Origin of the sequence: Actinomarinicola tropica (assembly GCF_009650215.1) — a bacterium.
GTDB lineage: Bacteria > Actinomycetota > Acidimicrobiia > Acidimicrobiales > SKKL01 > Actinomarinicola > Actinomarinicola tropica.
This window is the reverse complement of the sequence record NZ_CP045851.1, coordinates 3,268,268-3,285,413: the sequence shown is the minus strand read 5'-3', so window position 1 is coordinate 3,285,413 and position 17,146 is coordinate 3,268,268. Positions and strand designations below refer to the sequence as shown.

Annotated in this window: 16 protein-coding genes; 13 read left to right on the top strand and 3 right to left on the bottom strand. The window is 72.9% G+C overall.

The window, feature by feature from the left end; all coding sequences use genetic code 11:
• Positions 1-101: 101 nt before the first annotated feature.
• Positions 102-1,046, top strand: coding sequence for a type IV toxin-antitoxin system AbiEi family antitoxin (locus tag GH723_RS16070; protein ID WP_153760601.1), 945 nt, complete (start codon positions 102-104; stop codon positions 1,044-1,046).
• 101 nt (positions 1,047-1,147) lie between these two features.
• Here GH723_RS16070 and GH723_RS16065 read toward each other — a convergent pair whose 3' ends face one another.
• Positions 1,148-1,429 (bottom strand): hypothetical protein, encoded by a 282-nt coding sequence (locus GH723_RS16065; RefSeq protein WP_153760600.1) that lies wholly within the window; start codon positions 1,427-1,429, stop codon positions 1,148-1,150.
• A 147-nt stretch (positions 1,430-1,576) separates the two neighbouring features.
• Between GH723_RS16065 and GH723_RS16060 the strand changes: the two genes are divergently transcribed.
• The 10 genes from GH723_RS16060 (at position 1,577) to GH723_RS16015 (ending at position 10,794) form a co-directional block, all read left to right on the top strand.
• Positions 1,577-2,317 carry a DUF2520 domain-containing protein gene (locus GH723_RS16060; RefSeq protein WP_153760599.1) on the top strand — a complete coding sequence of 247 codons (741 nt, stop codon included), beginning with the start codon at positions 1,577-1,579 and terminating at the stop codon, positions 2,315-2,317.
• Entirely contained in the window at positions 2,314-3,183 is an 870-nt protein-coding gene (gene panC / locus GH723_RS16055) for a pantoate--beta-alanine ligase (protein WP_153760598.1), read from the top strand. The genes GH723_RS16060 and panC overlap by 4 nt, the downstream gene beginning before the upstream one ends.
• Before the next feature lie 10 nt (positions 3,184-3,193).
• Positions 3,194-4,819 (top strand): L-aspartate oxidase, encoded by a 1,626-nt coding sequence (locus tag GH723_RS16050; protein ID WP_153760597.1) that lies wholly within the window; start codon positions 3,194-3,196, stop codon positions 4,817-4,819.
• A gap of 11 nt (positions 4,820-4,830) precedes the next feature.
• Positions 4,831-5,631, top strand: a complete 801-nt coding sequence (locus GH723_RS16045; RefSeq protein ID WP_153760596.1) for a phospholipid scramblase-related protein — start codon at positions 4,831-4,833, stop codon at positions 5,629-5,631.
• A 58-nt stretch (positions 5,632-5,689) separates the two neighbouring features.
• Complete coding sequence (gene nadC, locus GH723_RS16040) at positions 5,690-6,556, top strand: carboxylating nicotinate-nucleotide diphosphorylase (RefSeq protein WP_195210371.1); 867 nt, start codon at positions 5,690-5,692, stop codon at positions 6,554-6,556.
• Positions 6,556-7,356, top strand: a complete 801-nt coding sequence (locus GH723_RS16035) for a type III pantothenate kinase (RefSeq protein ID WP_153760594.1) — start codon at positions 6,556-6,558, stop codon at positions 7,354-7,356. Before nadC ends, GH723_RS16035 begins: the two co-directional genes overlap by 1 nt.
• A complete protein-coding gene (gene lysS, locus GH723_RS16030) occupies positions 7,353-8,801 on the top strand; it encodes a lysine--tRNA ligase (RefSeq protein ID WP_153760593.1) in 1,449 nt (482 codons plus the stop codon). The genes GH723_RS16035 and lysS overlap by 4 nt, the downstream gene beginning before the upstream one ends.
• A gap of 11 nt (positions 8,802-8,812) precedes the next feature.
• Complete coding sequence (locus GH723_RS16025) at positions 8,813-9,400, top strand: hypothetical protein (protein WP_153760592.1); 588 nt, start codon at positions 8,813-8,815, stop codon at positions 9,398-9,400.
• On the top strand, positions 9,397-9,801 hold the full coding sequence (locus GH723_RS16020; RefSeq protein WP_153760591.1) for a hypothetical protein: 405 nt from the start codon (positions 9,397-9,399) through the stop codon (positions 9,799-9,801). Before GH723_RS16025 ends, GH723_RS16020 begins: the two co-directional genes overlap by 4 nt.
• A 69-nt stretch (positions 9,802-9,870) precedes the next feature.
• The gene (locus tag GH723_RS16015) at positions 9,871-10,794 is read left to right on the top strand and encodes a TIGR03621 family F420-dependent LLM class oxidoreductase (protein ID WP_153760590.1); all 924 of its coding nucleotides are present in this window, start codon (positions 9,871-9,873) and stop codon (positions 10,792-10,794) included.
• On the opposite strand, the gene GH723_RS16010 is transcribed toward GH723_RS16015, so the two are convergent.
• Entirely contained in the window at positions 10,791-11,522 is a 732-nt protein-coding gene (locus GH723_RS16010) for a sulfite exporter TauE/SafE family protein (RefSeq protein ID WP_153760589.1), read from the bottom strand. The two genes, GH723_RS16015 and GH723_RS16010, sit on opposite strands and share 4 nt — an antisense overlap.
• A 177-nt stretch (positions 11,523-11,699) precedes the next feature.
• Positions 11,700-12,698, bottom strand: coding sequence for a polyprenyl synthetase family protein (locus GH723_RS16005; RefSeq protein ID WP_195210370.1), 999 nt, complete (start codon positions 12,696-12,698; stop codon positions 11,700-11,702).
• A 216-nt stretch (positions 12,699-12,914) separates the two neighbouring features.
• On the opposite strand from GH723_RS16005, the gene GH723_RS16000 reads away from it, so the two are divergent.
• Positions 12,915-15,446 (top strand): ATP-dependent Clp protease ATP-binding subunit, encoded by a 2,532-nt coding sequence (locus GH723_RS16000; RefSeq protein WP_153760587.1) that lies wholly within the window; start codon positions 12,915-12,917, stop codon positions 15,444-15,446.
• Positions 15,447-15,524: 78 nt separating this feature from the next.
• Positions 15,525-17,087: an HAD family hydrolase gene (locus GH723_RS15995; RefSeq protein WP_153760586.1), complete on the top strand. Its 1,563-nt coding sequence runs from the start codon at positions 15,525-15,527 to the stop codon at positions 17,085-17,087.
• The last annotated feature ends 59 nt before the right edge of the window (positions 17,088-17,146 follow it).

Here is a 17,146-nt window from a genome sequence, read left to right as displayed (position 1 = left end):
AGGACGGGCCGGCGCCGGCGAGAAGGGGTCTCGACTCTGCGGACGCTCGGCTCTAGCGTGCGCCACGGCTTCCCCGTCGACCCTCGACGTGAGGAGGCCTCGTGCCCGATCCACGACGCGCTGCGCTGCACGAGTGGTTGCGTGCCCACCACGGTGTCATCACTCGGGTCCGGATGTCCGAGCTCGGCTTCGGTCGGTCGAGCATCGACCACGAGCTGCGGACCGGCCGACTGGTCCCGCTGTGGCCGGGCACCTACGTCTCCGCTGACGTCTCGCCCGGCCGGCTCCAGCTGATGACCGCCGTCTGCCAGCACTACCCCGACGCGGCGATCGGGTTCACGACCGCAGCTCAGGAGTGGGGGTTCCGGGAGATGTCCGATCCTCGGATCCACGTCCTCGTGCCACACGCACGGACGCCGGAGGTCCCTGGCATCGCGTTCCACCGCTGTCGACGCATCGACGCCGTCGATCTGGCGGGGCGGCGAGCCGACGGGGTCCGGCTGACCAGCCCGCCGCGGACGCTCTTCGACAGCGCCGCCGTGTGCCCGGCCGACGCGGTGGCGAGCGCCGTGGAGCAGGCGCTCGCCGAGCGGCGCTGCACGATCGGCACGCTGATGGCCACCCAGGCCCGGCTGCGACACCCGCGTCGACCGGGGTCGGATCAGTTCGACGCGGTGCTGATGTCGAGGGACGGGCTGCGGGGCGTGGCCCGCTCGCGGCTAGAGATCGACGTCCGTGCGGCGGTGGCCGCGGCTGGCCTGCCCCAGCCGTTCGTGAACATGCCGTTCCGCCTGGGCGACGGGTCACCCATCGCGATCGACCTGGCGTGGCCCCACCACCGGGTCGCGGTCGAGGTGGACCACCCGCTGTGGCATGACGGCGAGGTCGCGTCCGCTTGCGACAGGCGTCGCGACCGCAAGCTGCTCTTGCTCGGGTGGGCGCCGATGCGCATCACCCGCCTCGACATCGAGCAGCGGCTGGATGAGGCCGTCGACGACATCGCGGAGGTGCTGATCCTGCGCGGCTGGCGCCGTGGCGCGGCGTGACCGCCCCACCCCTTGCCGCTGGGTCCGATCCGCGTGCTCTGGCACGCGCATCGGACCCAAGGCAGCGGCGCTGGAGTGGCGGACGCCGGCGGGGAGGAGGGTCAGGTGCGGCGGCGGAGGAGACGGGTGCTCACGGCGACCAGGCCCAGGCAGACGGCGCCGATGAGCGCGGCGACCAGCCAGTGGGCGAGCGTGGCGCCGAAGGGGTTCGGCCCGCCCCACGACGCGTCGAGCTGCTCGCGGCTCGCGCCGGCGGCCCAGATGGGGTAGTAGGCGGCGCGCGCGACGACGAAGACGAGCACGACGGCCGCGCCGGCGCGGACGACGTGCAGGCCCATCCGGAACGGGCTGATCCCCTCGTCCGTGGTGCGTTGCCCGCGCATCACGGCAGCATCCCACGGGCGCCCTCCGTCGTCACGTCCTGCGCTCCGTGGTCGGCCGGGCGCCGTCCGGGGGCGTGCGTCGACGCGGAGCGGACCGGTAGCGTCGCCCTCGACCGGCACCGCCGCGGGCCGGATCGGAGGGATCACGTGCCGACCGTTCGCATCATCGGCCCCGGGCGCGCCGGGGGTGCGCTCGCCCTGGCGCTGGCCGGCGCCGGGTGGGACGTCGACGAGCCGGTGCGGCGGGGCGACGACCTCACCCACGTGGCCATCGGCCCCGACCTGCTGGTCATCGCCACGCCCGACGGCGCCATCGCCGAGGTCGCGGCGGCCATCCAGCCGACGCCCGGGGCCCTCGTCGCGCACATGGCCGGCTCCCTCGGGCTCGACGTGCTCGGCTCGCACGCCCACCGGGCCTGCATCCACCCGCTCGTGCCCATCCCCGACGCCCACACCGGGGCCCGACGGATGCGTGGCGCGTGGTTCGGCGTGGCGGCGAGCACCGACAGCGCCCGTCGCCAGGTCGATCGGACGATCGCCGACCTCGGCGCCCGCGCCGTCACGATCGACGACGAGGACCGAGCCGCCTACCACGCGGCCGCGGCGATCGCCTCGAACCATCTCGTCGCCCTGCTCGGCCAGGTCGAGCGGGTCGCTGCCACGGCGGGCGTCCCGCTCGAGGCGTACCTCGACCTGGTGCGGGCGACGGTCGACAACGTCGCGCTGCTCGGCCCGGTCGCCGCCCTCACCGGGCCGATCGCCCGCGGGGACGAGGCCACGGTGGAGCGCCACCGCGCCGCGCTGCCCGCTGACGAGCTGGCGGCCTACGACGCGCTGGCCGACCAGGCCCGCCGCCTGGTCGCGGGGCGTGGGACGGGCGCGCGGTGATCGAGCTGACGACCGTCGCCGAGCTGCGGGCCCACCTCGACGCGGCCCGGGCCCGAGGGCGGTCCGTGGGCTTCGTCCCGACGATGGGCTACCTCCACGAGGGCCACGCCTCGCTCGTGCGGGCGGCGGCCCGGGACGCCGACGACGTGGTGGTGTCCATCTTCGTCAACCCGCTCCAGTTCGCGCCGCACGAGGACCTCGACGCCTACCCGCGCGACCTCGACCGCGATCGGCAGCTCGCGGCCGACGCCGGGGCGACCGTCCTGTTCGTCCCCGGCGTCGAGGAGATGTACCCGGAGCCGGTCGCCACCACGGTCAGCGTGGCCGGCGTGTCGGCCCCGCTGGAGGGCGAGAGCCGTCCCACCCACTTCGCGGGGGTGGCCACCGTCGTCGCCAAGCTCTTCAACATCGTCGGTCCGTGCCGTGCCTACTTCGGCGAGAAGGACTTCCAGCAGGTCGCGGTGGTCCGGCGGATGGCGGCTGACCTGTCCTTCCCGGTCGAGGTCGTCGCCGAGCCGACGGTGCGCGAGGACGACGGGCTCGCGATGTCGAGCCGCAACGCGTACCTCGACGACGCGCACCGCACAGCCGCCCCGGCCCTCCACCGGGCGCTCGCTGCGGGGGCCGAGGCGATCGCCGGCGGCTCGTCGCCCGACGAGGCTCGTGCCGCCATGCACGCGGTCCTCGCCGCGGAGCCCCTGGCCGAGGTCGACTACCTCGACGTCGTCGATCCGACGAGCCTCGAGAGCCTGCAGTCGTTCGAGGCCCACCGCGGGCGCGCGGTGCGCCTCGTCGGCGCCGCCCGGATCGGTCAGCCGCGGCTGATCGACAACATCGGCGCCACCGTCCCGGCCGCCGCCGACTAGACCGGCAGCCGTGCCCGACTCCTCGCTCGACACCCACCTCGACCTGCTCGTCGTCGGCAGCGGCGTCGCCGGGCTCTCCGCGGCCGTCCGGGCCGCCGGCACCCACGGCATGCGCGTCGGCATCGTCACCAAGGGTGAGCTCACCCAGACCGCGACCAGGTGGGCGCAGGGCGGCGTGGCGGCGGTGCTCGGCGGCGACCCCGACTCGACCGACCTCCACCTCGCCGACACGCTGGCGGCCGGCGCCGGGCTCTGCGACGTCGACGCCGTGCGGGTCCTCGTGGAGGAGGGGCCGTCTCGGGTCAACGAGCTCATCTCCTTCGGCGCGGCGTTCGACCTCGACGAGTCCGGTCAGTACCTGCTCGCTCGCGAGGGAGGCCACTCGCTCCCGCGCATCCTCCACGCCGGCGGCGCCGCGACCGGGGTCGAGGTCGAGCGGGCGCTGGTCGAGGCGGTGCGTGCCACCGCCACGCTCCTCCACGAGCACACCTACGCCGTCGACCTCGTCGTCGAGGGTGGGCGGTGCCGTGGGGTGCTCGCCCTCGAACCCGACGGCACCCTCGTCGAGGTCCGGGCCGAGCACGTGCTGCTCGCGACGGGTGGCTCCGGTCAGCTCTTCTCGGTCACGACCAACCCGCCCGAGGCGACGGCCGACGGGGTGGCGATGGCGCTCCGCTCTGGCGTCGCGGTGGCCGACGTCGAGTTCGTCCAGTTCCACCCGACGGCGCTGCACCACCCGTCGATGCCCCGGCCGCTCCTGTCCGAGGCGCTCCGCGGGCACGGCGCGCTCATCCGGGACGTGCGCGGCGAGCGGTTCGTCGACGAGCTCCTGCCGCGCGACCAGGTGTCGAAGGCGATGATGAGCCGGATGCTCGAGCTGGGCGTCGACCACTGCTACCTCGACGCCCGGCACCTCGAGCGCTTCGCCGAGCGGTTCCCGACGATCACGACCGCCCTCGCCGCCGCCGGCCTCGACCCCGGTGCCGACCTGTTGCCGATCGCTCCGGCCGCCCACTACCACTGCGGCGGCGTCCTCACCGACCTCGACGGCGCGGCGTCCCTGCCCGGCCTGTGGGCCGCGGGGGAGGTGGCCGCGAGCGGCGTGCACGGGGCGAACCGGCTGGCGTCGAACTCGCTGCTCGACGGCATGGTCTTCGGCTTCCGGTGCATCGAGGCGATCGAGGCCGGCCGCGACGGGCCCCGACCCACCGGCGCGATGCGCGCCCTGATCGCCCCGGAGGGGTCCGGACCCGACGACCAGGCGCAGGGCCTTCCCGGTCGGCGCCTGGAGCGTCCCGTCCTGCCGATCGACATCCCCACGCCGAGCACCGAGCACCCGTCCGACGCCGCCACGCTCCGCGACGAGGTCCAGGCCGTCATGACCCGCAACGCGGGGGTGGTGCGCGACGTCGCGTCCCTGACGGCCGCCGCCAGCGCCCTGTCCTCGCTGGCGTCACGCCTCACCCGCTCCGGTCCCGGTTCCACCGCGCACCTCGAGCTGCGCAACCTGATCGAGGCGGGCGCCGCGCTGGTCGAGGCGGCGCTGGCACGCGAGGAGAGCCGTGGCTGCCACACCCGCAGCGACGCGCCCGAGCCCGACGACGCGCTCCTCGTGAGGTTCGTGCTCGGGGGCTAGCGTGCCCCGCCGTGACCGAGACGAACGACCACGCCACGGGTGCCTGGCACCCCGACCCCCACGGACGCCACGAGCTGCGCTGGTGGGACGGCCAGCGCTGGACCGAGCACGTCTCGGACGGCGGCGTGACGTCGACCGACGCCGTCGACGCCGCGGCACCGGCCGGCACCACGTCGGCGGGTCCGGCACCGGTGCAGGGTGCCGCTCCCGCGGGGCACATCCTCGACCTGCCGGTGCTGGTGGTGAGCCAGAAGCTCAAGCTCATCGAGCTCACCAACGAGTACTCGGTGTTCGACCAGGGCGGCCAGCAGGTTGGCACGGTGCGCCAGGTGGGCCAGTCGGCGATGAAGAAGGCGCTGCGCCTCGTGTCGAGCGTCGACCAGTTCATGACCCACACCCTCGAGGTGACCGACGCCTCGGGCGCGGTGGTCCTCGTGCTGACCCGACCCCGCAAGCTGGTGAAGTCGCGCCTCCAGGTGGCCGACGGGGCCGGCACGCCGATCGGCGAGATCGTCCAGCAGAACGCCATCGGCAAGATCCGGTTCTCGCTCGAGGCCGGCGGCCAGACGATCGGGTCGCTGAACGCCGAGAACTGGCGGGCGTGGAACTTCTCGATCCGCGACGCCCAGGACCAGGAGGTCGCCCGGATCACGAAGACGTGGGAGGGCCTGGCCAAGACGCTCTTCACCACGGCGGACAACTACGCGGTGCAGATCCACCGCCCGCTCGCCGATCCGATGCGCCAGCTGGTCGTGGCCTCCGCCCTCTGCGTCGACACGGCCCTGAAGCAGGACAATCGCGGCTTCAACTAGCCGGAGCTGTCGGCCGATGCGGCTCGGCCGCCGGCCATGCGGCAGGCTGGTGCCCCTCATGGACGCCTTCGTCGACCCCCCGGCCGGCGAGGTCCGTGCCGTCGTGGCGCGGGCGCTCGCCGAGGACCTCACGCCCCTGGGCGACGTCACCTCGATGCTGCTCGACCGGTCACGCACGGCCACGGGGCGGTTCGTCGCCCGCGTCGAGGGGCGGCTCTCGGGCGGCGCCTGCGTCAGCGAGACGTTCCACCAGGTCGATCCGGCGCTGGTGCTCGACTGGCAGCTGGCGGACGGCTCCGAGGTCGGACCCGGCACGCTCATCGGCACGGTCACCGGACCGCTCGCCTCGATGCTCACCGCCGAACGCACCGCCCTCAACCTGCTCGGCCACCTCAGCGGCGTCGCCACGCTCGCCGCTCGCTTCCGGGCCGCCGCCGACCCGTCCACCCACGTGTGGGACACGCGCAAGACGACGCCGGGCCTCCGCTCCCTCGAGAAGGCGGCGGTGCGCGCCGGCGGCTGCGTCAACCACCGGGGGAACCTGTCGGAGTGGGTGATGCTGAAGGACAACCACCTCGTCGGGGTCGGCATCGCCGAGGGCGTCGCACGGGCCAAGGCCGCGTGGCCGGGCCGCACCGTGCAGGTCGAGTGCGACCGGCCCGCCCAGGTGGAGGAGGCGGTCGCCGCGGGGGCCGACGCCGTGCTGCTCGACAACATGTCGGTCGACGAGGCCGCGGCCTGCATCGCCACCGTGCGCGCCGCCGACCCACGCTGCCTGGTCGAGATCTCCGGCGGGATCACCCTCGACACGATCGGTCCCTACAGTCGCATCGGCGCCGACTGCATCTCCGTCGGCGCCATCACCAACTCCGCCCCGGTGCTCGACATCGGGCTCGACATCACCCCCGGAGAGGGCGCGCCCTGATGCTGATCGCCATCGACGTCGGCAACACGAACACGGTGATCGGCCTGTACGACAGCAGCGATCCGACCGAGGCCGCCACTGCGGACGAGGGACTGCTCGACCACTGGCGGATCAGCACCGACCACGACCGCACGCCCGACGAGCTGGCCGTGCTGCTCGGCGGGTTCCTCGGGTTCCGGGGCACCCACCTGCGCGACGAGGTCCAGGGCGTCGCGATCTCCTCCGGCGTCCCCCGCTCCACGGCCACCCTGCGGGCCATGACCAAGCGCTACTTCGGCGTCGAGCCCGTGGTGATCGAGCCGGGCATCCGCACCGGTGTGGCCGTCGCCGTCGACAACCCGCGCGAGGTCGGCGCCGACCGCATCGCCAACTCGGTCGGCGCCTGGCACCTGTTCGGCGGGCCGACGGTGGTCGTCGACTTCGGCACCGCCACCACCTGCGACGTCATCTCCGCGCGCGGCGAGTACATCGGCGGCGTCATCGCCCCGGGTGTGAACATCAGCCTCGACGCCCTGTTCAGCCGCACCGCCGCGCTCCGGGCCGTCGAGCTGGTCGAGCCCCGCAACGTCATCGGCCGCACCACCGTCGAGTGCATCCAGTCCGGCGCCATCTTCGGCTTCGCCGGGATGGTCGACGGCCTCGTGCGCCGCATCGCCGACGAGCTCGGCGACTGCAAGGTGATCGGCACCGGCGGATTGAGCTCGCTCGTCGCGCCGTACTCCGCCACCATCGAGCAGATCGAGCCGTGGATCACGCTCCACGGCCTCCGCCTCGTCCACGCCAAGAACGCCGAGCGATGACCGACAGCACCGACCCGACCACCCCCGCGCGCGGCCACGGCCAGCCCCAGCCGTTCCGGTGGGACGCCGACGCCTCGGCCGCCGAGCTGATCGCCGCCCACGGCGACCTCGAGCCGGGCACCGAGACCGAGCGCGTCGTGACGATCGCTGGCCGGCTGATGCTCCGCCGCATCCAGGGCAAGCTCGGCTTCGGCACGCTCCAGGACTCGACCGGCCGCGTCCAGCTCTTCGCTCCGTCGGCCACCACCCCGGACTTCGACGCCTTCGCCGACCTCTCCCTCGGCGACTGGATCGGCGTCCGGGGCATCGTCATGACCACCCGCCGCGGCGAGCTGTCCGTGCGGGTCGACGACTGGACGCTCCTCGCCGAGGCCCGCCGCCCGTTCCCCGACAAGTGGCACGGCATCACCGACACCGACACCCGCTACCGACAGCGCTACGTCGACCTGTGGGTGACCGAGGAGGCGCGCCAGACGTTCCTCCTCCGCAGCCGGCTGCTGTCGCTCACGCGCCGCTTCCTCGAGGACCGGGGCTTCATCGAGGTCGAGACGCCGGTGCTCCACCCGATCCCCGGCGGCGCCCTCGCCACCCCGTTCACGACGCACCACAACGCGCTCGACCAGGACCTCTTCCTGCGCATCGCCCCCGAGCTGTACCTGAAGCGGCTCACGGTCGGTGGCTTCGAGCGGGTCTTCGAGATCGGGCGGGTCTTCCGCAACGAGGGCATCTCCACCCGGCACAACCCCGAGTTCACGATGCTCGAGCTCTACCAGGCCTACGCCGACTACACCGACGTCATGGCCCTCACCGAGGAGCTCGTGGCGCACCTGGCCACCGAGCTGTGCGGCTCGACGTCGATCAGCTACCAGGGTCGCGACCTCGACCTCAGCGTGCCGTGGCGTCGGGCCACCCTCGACGAGCTGATCACCGAGCACACGGGCCTCGAGATCTCGGTCGACACGCCGCTCGAGGAGCTGCGCGGCATCTGCGAGCGCTACGACATCCCCTGGAAGGACGGGTGGGGCACCGGGAAGCTGCTGCTCGAGGTCTACGAGAAGACCGTCGAGCACGAGCTGTGGGGACCGGTGTTCGTCACCGACTACCCGACCGAGGTGTCGCCGCTCAGCCGCGACCACCGCGAGCGGCGCGGCTACACCGAGCGCTTCGAGGCGATCGTGGCCGGGCGGGAGCTCGGCAACGCCTTCTCCGAGCTCACCGACCCCGGCGAGCAGCGATCGCGCATGCAGTCGCAGGCCGACGCGAAGGCCGCTGGCGACGAGGAGGCGATGGTCGTCGACGAGGACTACCTGCGGGCGCTCGACTACGGCCTGCCGCCGACGGGCGGGCTCGGCATCGGCATCGACCGGTTGGTGATGCTGCTCGCCGACGTCCACTCGATCCGCGACGTCGTGCTCTTCCCCACGCTGCGCCCCGAGCAGCAGTAACGTCCCCGCCCGTGCGCGGGAGCGTCGGGCGGTGGAGGGGTGGTGCGAGCGCCGTCGGCGCGGTCGTCCTCGCGCTGGCGGTGTCGGCGTGCGTCGGCGTCACCGACCGCGAGGACTTCGACGCCCTCGTCGACGCCCGTGGTGGCGGGGTCAGCTCCGATCTGGCGCTCGACGCCATCGCCGCCGTCGAGACCCGGGTCGGCACCGACGACCTGGAGATGACGTCGCTGTCGATCAACCCCGGCAACCGGTCGGTGGTCCTCACCGTGCGCGACCCCGCGGCCCGACAGAACCTCGACCGCTACGTGTACCGGGCCCGCGGTGGGCTCGGCGAGGCCGAGCCGGTGCAGGTGTCGGCGCGCGACGACCTTGACGCCCAGTCGTTCCGGTCGAGCGAGCTGACGGCGCTCGACGACGTCGAGGGCCTGGCCGACGCCGCGGTGGCCGCGCTGGACCTCGAGCAGGCGTCGGTGGAGTCGATCGTCGCGACCGTGGTGCAGGGCGAGGCGAACCTGATCGTCGCCGTCGACTCGGCCCGGGCCCGGGGCAGCGCCCGCTTCCGGGGCGACGGATCGCTCGTCGAGGCGTCCCGATCGTGAGCCCTCGCCGCCCCCGCCCCGGCATCTGGGCCCTCGTCCTGCTCGGCGTGCTGCTCTTCTGCTCGCTCATGCTGACGATCGTCGTGTCGATGGCGATCTGGCCGGGCGAGGCCAAGCTCACCGCGCCGCTCTTCTGCGACGACGCCCGGCCGGACGCCTACGTCGTCCGGGACACCTACAACGTGCGGCCCGGCGAGACGTCGATGAACTTCACCCTCTACTGCGTCGGCAAGCGCGGCGACTTCGACGAGGTCGGATGGCTACGGCCCACCCTGGCCCTGTGGGCCGGGCACACCGTGCTGCTCGTGCTGGTCGCCGTCGTCCCGCTGCTGATCGGCCGGATGCGGCGGGGCCGCCGTGCGATCGACGAGCCGCCGCCGACCGGCTCACCCTTCGTCTGATCTCGGCGCGGGACGCGAGCGTCGCCGGCACCGGTTGTCACGTCCGGGGGTGGGTGGTGGACTGCGGCCATGGCGATCCGTGTGGCGGTGCAGGCCGACCCGCAGGACCGGGCAGGCTGGCTCGACCTGGCGAGGACGGTGGAGGACGCTGGCTTCGCCGGGCTGCTCGTCGGCGACCACCCCGGCAGCGGGATGGCGCCGTTCGTGGCGCTCGCCGCCGCGGCCGCCGTCACCGAGCGGATCGAGCTCGGCACCTACGTGCTCAACGCCGGTGTCTGGGAGCCGCTCCCGCTGGCGAGCGAGGTCGCGACGCTGGACCACGTGTCGGGAGGTCGCGCCGTGCTCGGAGTCGGTGCCGGGCACACCCCGTCGGAGTGGACGACCACAGGCCGGGAGCACCCGCCTGCACGTGAGCGCGTCGACCGGATGGTCGAGCTCGTCGACGCGACGCAGGCGCTCCTCGGCGGTGATCCGGTGACCCACCACGGACCCCACTTCACGCTCGTCGATGCTCACCTCGCCCGGCCGCCGGTGGTGCGTGAGCGGGTGCCGCTCACCGTCGGCGGCGCCGGCGACCGAGTGCTGCGCTTCGCCGCCGGGCGAGCGGACGTCGTGGGGTTGACGGGTCTCGGCCGCACCCTCGCGGACGGCCACAGCCACGAGGTCGACTGGAGCCCCGAGGCGATCCGCCGCACGATCGACACGGTGCGCACCGCGGCGCGGGAGGCGGATCGGGGCGTCGCACTCGAGGCGCTCGTCCAGCACGTCGAGGTCACCGATGAGGCCGAGGCAGCGGCGGAGCGGCTCGCCGGCGGGGTCACTGGTGCGACGGCGGAGGATCTCGTCGCCGCCCCCTTCGTCTGGATCGGCACGGTCGCCGAGATCCGCGAGCAGCTCGCGCGGTGGCGGGACGAGCTCGGCCTCGAGCGGTACGTCGTGCGGGCTCCCGCGGTGGACCCGGTGACGGACATCCTCCACGAGCGCGACCTCTAGAGGACGGCGTCGACGAGGAGGTAGGCGGCGACGGCGGTGATCGCCGCGAGGTAGAGCGAGCGGAACCGCTCCTCGGGCATGCGGTCGAGCGCACGGCTGCCGAGGTGGGTGCCGGCCACGACCCCGGCGATGCCGACGACGGCGGCCGCGGCGTAGCGGGTGGGTGCGAAGCCCGCCGCGCCGAACAGCGCGATCTTCGCGGCGTGGCCGGCGACCTGGGTGGCCGCGAAGGTGCCGACGAAGGTGAGTCGATCCGGCGCCGCAGCACGGAAGAACGGCGCCTGGAGCGGGCCAGTCGCGCCGACCACGACGTTGAGCGCCCCGATCCCCGCACCGATCCCGAGCCACGCCCGGGGCGAGGGCGGTGGCAGCTCACGCCCGGTCCGCTCGGGCACCCAGGTGGCGGCGAGCACGGTCACCGCGATCGCAGCCTGGAGCGCGGCCGCCGGCGCACGCACGACGAGGGGCATCGCCAGCGCGCCGGCGGGGAGGAGGAGCGCGGACGCCCGCGCCGCTGTCGGCCAGTCGACGTCGTGGCGGCGGATGACCGTCCGGGTGCCGTTGGACACCACCTGGATCGCGGCGTGGAGCGGGATGGCGACGAGCGGGTCGATCCAGATCAGGAGGAGGGCGAGCAGGACCATCCCGCCGCCGAAGCCGAGCACCGCGGTGAGCGCGGACGTGGTGAGCGCGCCGATGCCCACGAGCACGATCGTCCACGGCTCCACATCACTTGTCTACAACTTGTATGCGATGGCGGCATGTCGCGAGCCTGCGCCGTCGGGCGCGGGATCCGGCGTGGGTGACGTCAAGCGCGCCCAACCTGTGGGGTCGGGCGCGGGATCCGGCGTGGGTGACGTCAACCGCGCCCAACCCGTGGGGTCGGGCGTGGGATCCGGCGCGGATCAGCCGTGGCGAGAAGCGATGGCCCGCACCGACTCGAGCAGGTGCTCGGCGGCGCCGACCAACGCCGCGGCGGCCTCGGAGCCTTCGAACGGCGCGAGCGCGACAGCGGCCGCGTCGACCTGCGCGCGAGCCTCGGCGAGCGCGGCATCGATGCCGCCGTTGACGCGCGCGATGGCGCGCACGCGATCGATCTGGGCGGGCTCGAGCGGCTGGCCGAGCAGGTCGCGCAGCTCCTCGCCGCCGTCGAGCTCGAGGGCCCGCAGGACCGGCAGCGTGTAGACGCCTTCGACCAGGTCGTTGCCTGCCGGCTTGCCGAGCTGCTCCTCGGTGGCGGTGAGGTCGAGCACGTCGTCGACCATCTGGAACGCCATGCCGTAGCGCTGGCCGAACTCGGTGACGGCGTCGATCGCGTCGCGGTCGAGGTCGGCGACGATGCCGCCGATCCGGCACGCCGACGCGAACAACGAGGCCGTCTTCCCGGAGATCGACGAGAGGTACGCCTCCTCGGTGCGCCCCACGTCGAACATCGACTGCAGCTCGCGCACCTGGCCCTCGCACAGCTTGGCGATCGTGGCGGCGAGCAGCCCGGCGACCTCGACGCCGAGCGACGCCGCGATCTCCGATGCCCTGGCCAGGAGGAAGTCCCCGGCGAGGATCGCCCGCAGGTTGCCCCAGCGGGCGTTCACGCTGTCGACCGTGCGGCGGATGACCGCCTCGTCCATCACGTCGTCGTGGTACAGCGACCCGATGTGGACGAGCTCCACCGACACGCCGCCCAGGACCGACTCCCGACTGGCGTCGCCGATGCGGGGGCGCTCGACGGCGGCGGCGGCGACCGAGAACAGCGGTCGGACCCGCTTGCCGCCGGCGACGATGAGGTGGCTCGCGACCTCGGTGAGGAACTCGTCGTCGGTCTGCACCGAGGAGGTGAGTGCGTCCTCGACCTCGGTGAGGGCGGCGAGGAGGGAGGTGTTGTGATGCAGCGGAGCGGCCGGCACGGACGCCGAGGCTACGGGGAAACCGGCGCGTCGACCCAACCGACGAGCGCCTCGCCGAACCTCACGAACCGGTCTCGGCGACCGACGGAGGGGAGAACGGGGGACCTCTCCTCCGTCCCTCCAGGTCGTCGGCGACGGCCGCCAGGTCCGGCGTGCGTTCGGACCACCCGGGGTTACACTCGAAGGACGAATTCCCCATCGTGGGAGGGAGTTTCCTTGTTCGAACGATTCACCGACCGGGCCCGCCGAGTGGTGGTGCTGGCGCAGGAAGAAGCACGCCTGCTCAACCACAACTACATCGGCACCGAGCACATCCTCCTCGGTCTGATCCACGAGGGCGAGGGCGTCGCCGCCAAGGCGCTCGAGTCCCTCGGCATCAGCCTGGAGGCCGTGCGCAGCCAGGTCGAGGAGATCATCGGCCAGGGCGGCTCCTCGCCGTCGGGCCACATCCCCTTCACCCCCCGGGCCAAGAAGGTCCTCGAGCTGTCGCTCCGCGAGGCGCTCCAGCTCGGCCACAACTACATCGGCACCGAGCACATCCTCCTCGGCCTCATCCGTGAGGGCGAGGGCGTGGCCGCCCAGGTGCTGGTCAAGCTCGGCGCCGACCTGTCGCGGGTCCGCCAGCAGGTCATCCAGCTGCTCTCCGGCTACAGCGGCCCGGGCGGCCAGCCCCAGGGCGGCGAGAAGGCCGGCGCCACCGCAGGTGGCAGCGGCGAGCAGAGCCCCTCCGGCTCGCTCGTGCTCGACCAGTTCGGTCGCAACCTCACCCAGCTCGCCCGGGAGAAGAAGCTCGACCCGGTCATCGGCCGCACCCGCGAGGCCGAGCGCGTCATGCAGGTGCTCTCGCGGCGCACCAAGAACAACCCGGTGCTCATCGGCGAGCCCGGTGTCGGCAAGACGGCCATCGTCGAGGGCCTGGCCCAGGCCATCGCCCGCGACGACGTCCCCGAGACGCTGCACAACAAGCAGCTCTACACGCTCGACCTCGGCGCACTGGTGGCGGGCTCCCGCTACCGCGGCGACTTCGAGGAGCGTCTGAAGAAGGTCCTGAAGGAGATCAAGACCCGCGGCGACATCATCCTGTTCATCGACGAGCTGCACACGCTCGTCGGCGCGGGTGCCGCCGAGGGGGCGATCGACGCCGCCAGCATCCTCAAGCCGATGCTGGCACGAGGCGAGCTCCAGACGATCGGCGCCACCACGCTCGAGGAGTACCGCAAGTACCTCGAGAAGGACGCTGCCCTCGAGCGCCGCTTCCAGCCGATCAAGGTCGAGGAGCCGACGGTCTCCCACACGATCGAGATCCTGAAGGGCCTCCGCGGCCACTACGAGACCCACCACCGGGTCACCATCACCGACCAGGCCCTCGTCGCCGCGGCGAACCTCGCCGACCGGTACATCTCCGACCGCCACCTGCCGGACAAGGCCATCGACCTCATCGACGAGGCCGGTTCCCGCCTGCGCATCCGGCGGATGGAGACCCCGGCCGACTACAAGGACCTCGAGAACAAGATCGCCGAGGTCACCCGCAAGAAGAAGGAAGCGGTCGAGTCCCAGGACTTCGAGGCCGCCGGTCGCCTGCGGGACGAGGAGAAGGACCTGCTCGGCCAGAAGGAGGCCAAGGAGGCCGAGATCAAGGCCAGCGGCGTCGACCTCTTCGACGAGGTCGACGAGGAGGCCATCGCCGAGGTCCTCTCCATCTGGACCGGCATCCCGGTGTACAAGCTCACCGAGGAGGAGACCGCCAAGCTCCTCCGCATGGAGGACGAGCTGCACAAGCGGGTCATCGGCCAGGAGGACGCCATCAAGGCCGTCTCCCAGGCGATCCGCCGCACCCGCGCCGGCCTCAAGGACCCGAAGCGCCCCTCGGGCTCGTTCATCTTCCTGGGCCCCTCGGGCGTGGGCAAGACCGAGCTGGCCAAGACGCTCGCCGAGTTCCTCTTCGGCGACGAGCAGAGCCTGATCAGCCTCGACATGTCGGAGTACATGGAGAAGCACACCGTCAGCCGCCTGGTCGGATCGCCTCCGGGCTACGTCGGCTACGAGGAGGGCGGCCAGCTCACCGAGGCCGTCCGCCGCAAGCCGTTCTCGGTCGTCCTCTTCGACGAGATCGAGAAGGCCCACCCGGACGTCTTCAACACGCTGCTGCAGATCCTCGAAGAGGGTCGCCTCACCGACTCCCAGGGTCGGTCGGTCGACTTCCGCAACACCGTGCTGATCATGACCTCCAACCTCGGCACCGCCGACCTGCGCAAGGCCAACCTCGGCTTCACCAAGGCCGACGAGGCGGTCACCTACGAGCGCATGAAGGAGAAGGTCAACGACGCGCTGAAGCAGCACTTCCGGCCCGAGTTCCTGAACCGCATCGACGACACGATCGTGTTCCACGAGCTCAGCAAGGCCGAGGTGACCAACATCGTCGACCTCATGATCCGCCGGCTGCAGACCCAGCTCGAGGCCCAGGGCATCGGGCTGGAGCTCACGCCGGAGGCCAAGGTCCACCTGGCCGACAAGGGCTACGACGCCACGCTCGGCGCCCGCCCCCTGCGTCGTGCCATCCAGCGCCTGATCGAGGACCCGATGTCGGAGCGGCTCCTGTGGAAGGAGTTCCACGCCGGCGAGACCGTCGTCGTCGACGTCGGCGTCGACCCCGAGAAGCCGGAGGAGGGCGACGGCATCGTCTTCCGCACGGTGGAGGGCTTCGAGCCGCCGCCGGTGGAGCTCGCCGAGACCGGCCCCGCCGACTGATCGACCGCTCCAGAACGTGTTCGGTGGCCCTGCTCCGGCGGGGCCACCGTCGCGTCCGACCCCTGTAGGTTCGCCCTCATGTCCCGTTCGCGCCGATCCCTCCTCCTGCTCCTGGTCGCGGCTGCCCTCGTCCTGACCGGCTGCCGGGCAGATGTCACCGTCGCGGTCGACGTCGACGAGGAGGGCGGCGGCACGGTCGATGTCACCGTCGTGCTCGACGCCGATGCGGTGGCCCGCACCGAAGGCATCGAGGACCCCGAGCTCGACGACCTGGTCGAGGCGGGATGGACGGTCGCCGACCCCGTCGAGCGGGAGGACGGCGGGCTCGAGCTGGCCGCCTCCAAGCCCTTCGCCGACCCGACCGAGCTCGGCGCGGTGCTGCGCGAGGTGTCGGGACCGGCCGGGCCATACGCCCAGCTGGGGCTCGCCGTCGATCGACCGTTCGGCCGAACCGAGATGCGGTTCGAGGGGATCCTCGACGGCACCGCGGGGGTCGAGAGCTTCGCCGACCCCGAGGTCGCGGCGGCTCTCGACGGGCTCCCGTTCGGCCAGGACCTGACGGCGTTGGAGCAGGAGCTCGGCGCGCCGATCGGCAGCTTCGTCGGCCTGGATCTGGAGGTCACCCTCCCCGGCGACCCCGGTGACGAGGGCGAGCCCGCCGACGAGGTGGCGGTCTGGTCCACCGACCTCGCCGCCGACGGGCCGGTGCCGGTGCTCAGCACCTCGGAGATGTGGCGCATGCAGCCGCTCCTCCTCGCCGGCGCCGCCGCGCTGCTCGTCGTCCTGCTCGTCCTGCTGGTGCTCGTGAAGCTCGTCATCTCGTGGCGACGCCGTCGCCGGCGGCGCCGGGAGGCGAAGGCCGAGCGCCGGCGGGTCGCCGAGGCCGGTTCGGGGGCGACGGACGCGCCGGTCGGCGATGTCGATGCCGATGCCGACGACACGGACGCGGTGCGCGTGGTGCCGGCGGCGGTCGACCCCGACGTCGAGGAGGACGCCGACACGTCGTCGGCGGCGGCGCCGGCGCCGGCATCGGTGTCGCTCGACATGGTCGTCCTCGGCGGGCCGGGCACGACGTTCGGGGTGCGTGACCAGGTCGACCAGCTGGTCGCCTTCGCCCGCGCCAAGGGCTCGACGCTCGAGTACCCGAAGATCGCCGACCGCTACGTCGAGGCATCGAGGGGCGCGCTCTCCAGTGCCGAGCTGTGGGCGCAGCTCGGCGTGGACGGCGACCCCGACGAGCTCGATGCCGAGATGCTGGGCCGCTACGCGCTCACCCCCGGGCTGCGCGAGTTCGTCGTGCGCGCCCGCGAGCGGGGATACGCGGTCGCCTACGTCGGCGACGGCCCTGCGTCGTGGGCGGCGCACCTCCGGCGCACCTTCCGCCTCGACGACCTGGTCGACCCGTGGGTCGTGAGCGCCGACATCGGCGCCGTGCTCCCGTCGATCGCCCTGTTCGAGGGCCTCCGCCGGATCTCGGGCGTCAACCCCCCGAACTGCCTGCTCATCGACGACCGGCTCCGGGTGCTCGAGGCGGCGCGGGAGCTCGGCTACGGCACGGCCTGGTACACCCCGTCGGGCCGGGCGGCGGAGGCCCCGGGCCACAGCATCATCCGCAGCTTCGCCGACCTGATGTCGGGCTGACCACTCCGACCGGACCTCGACCGCCATCTCCGGACCGGTATCCTCGACCCACGCCTCGA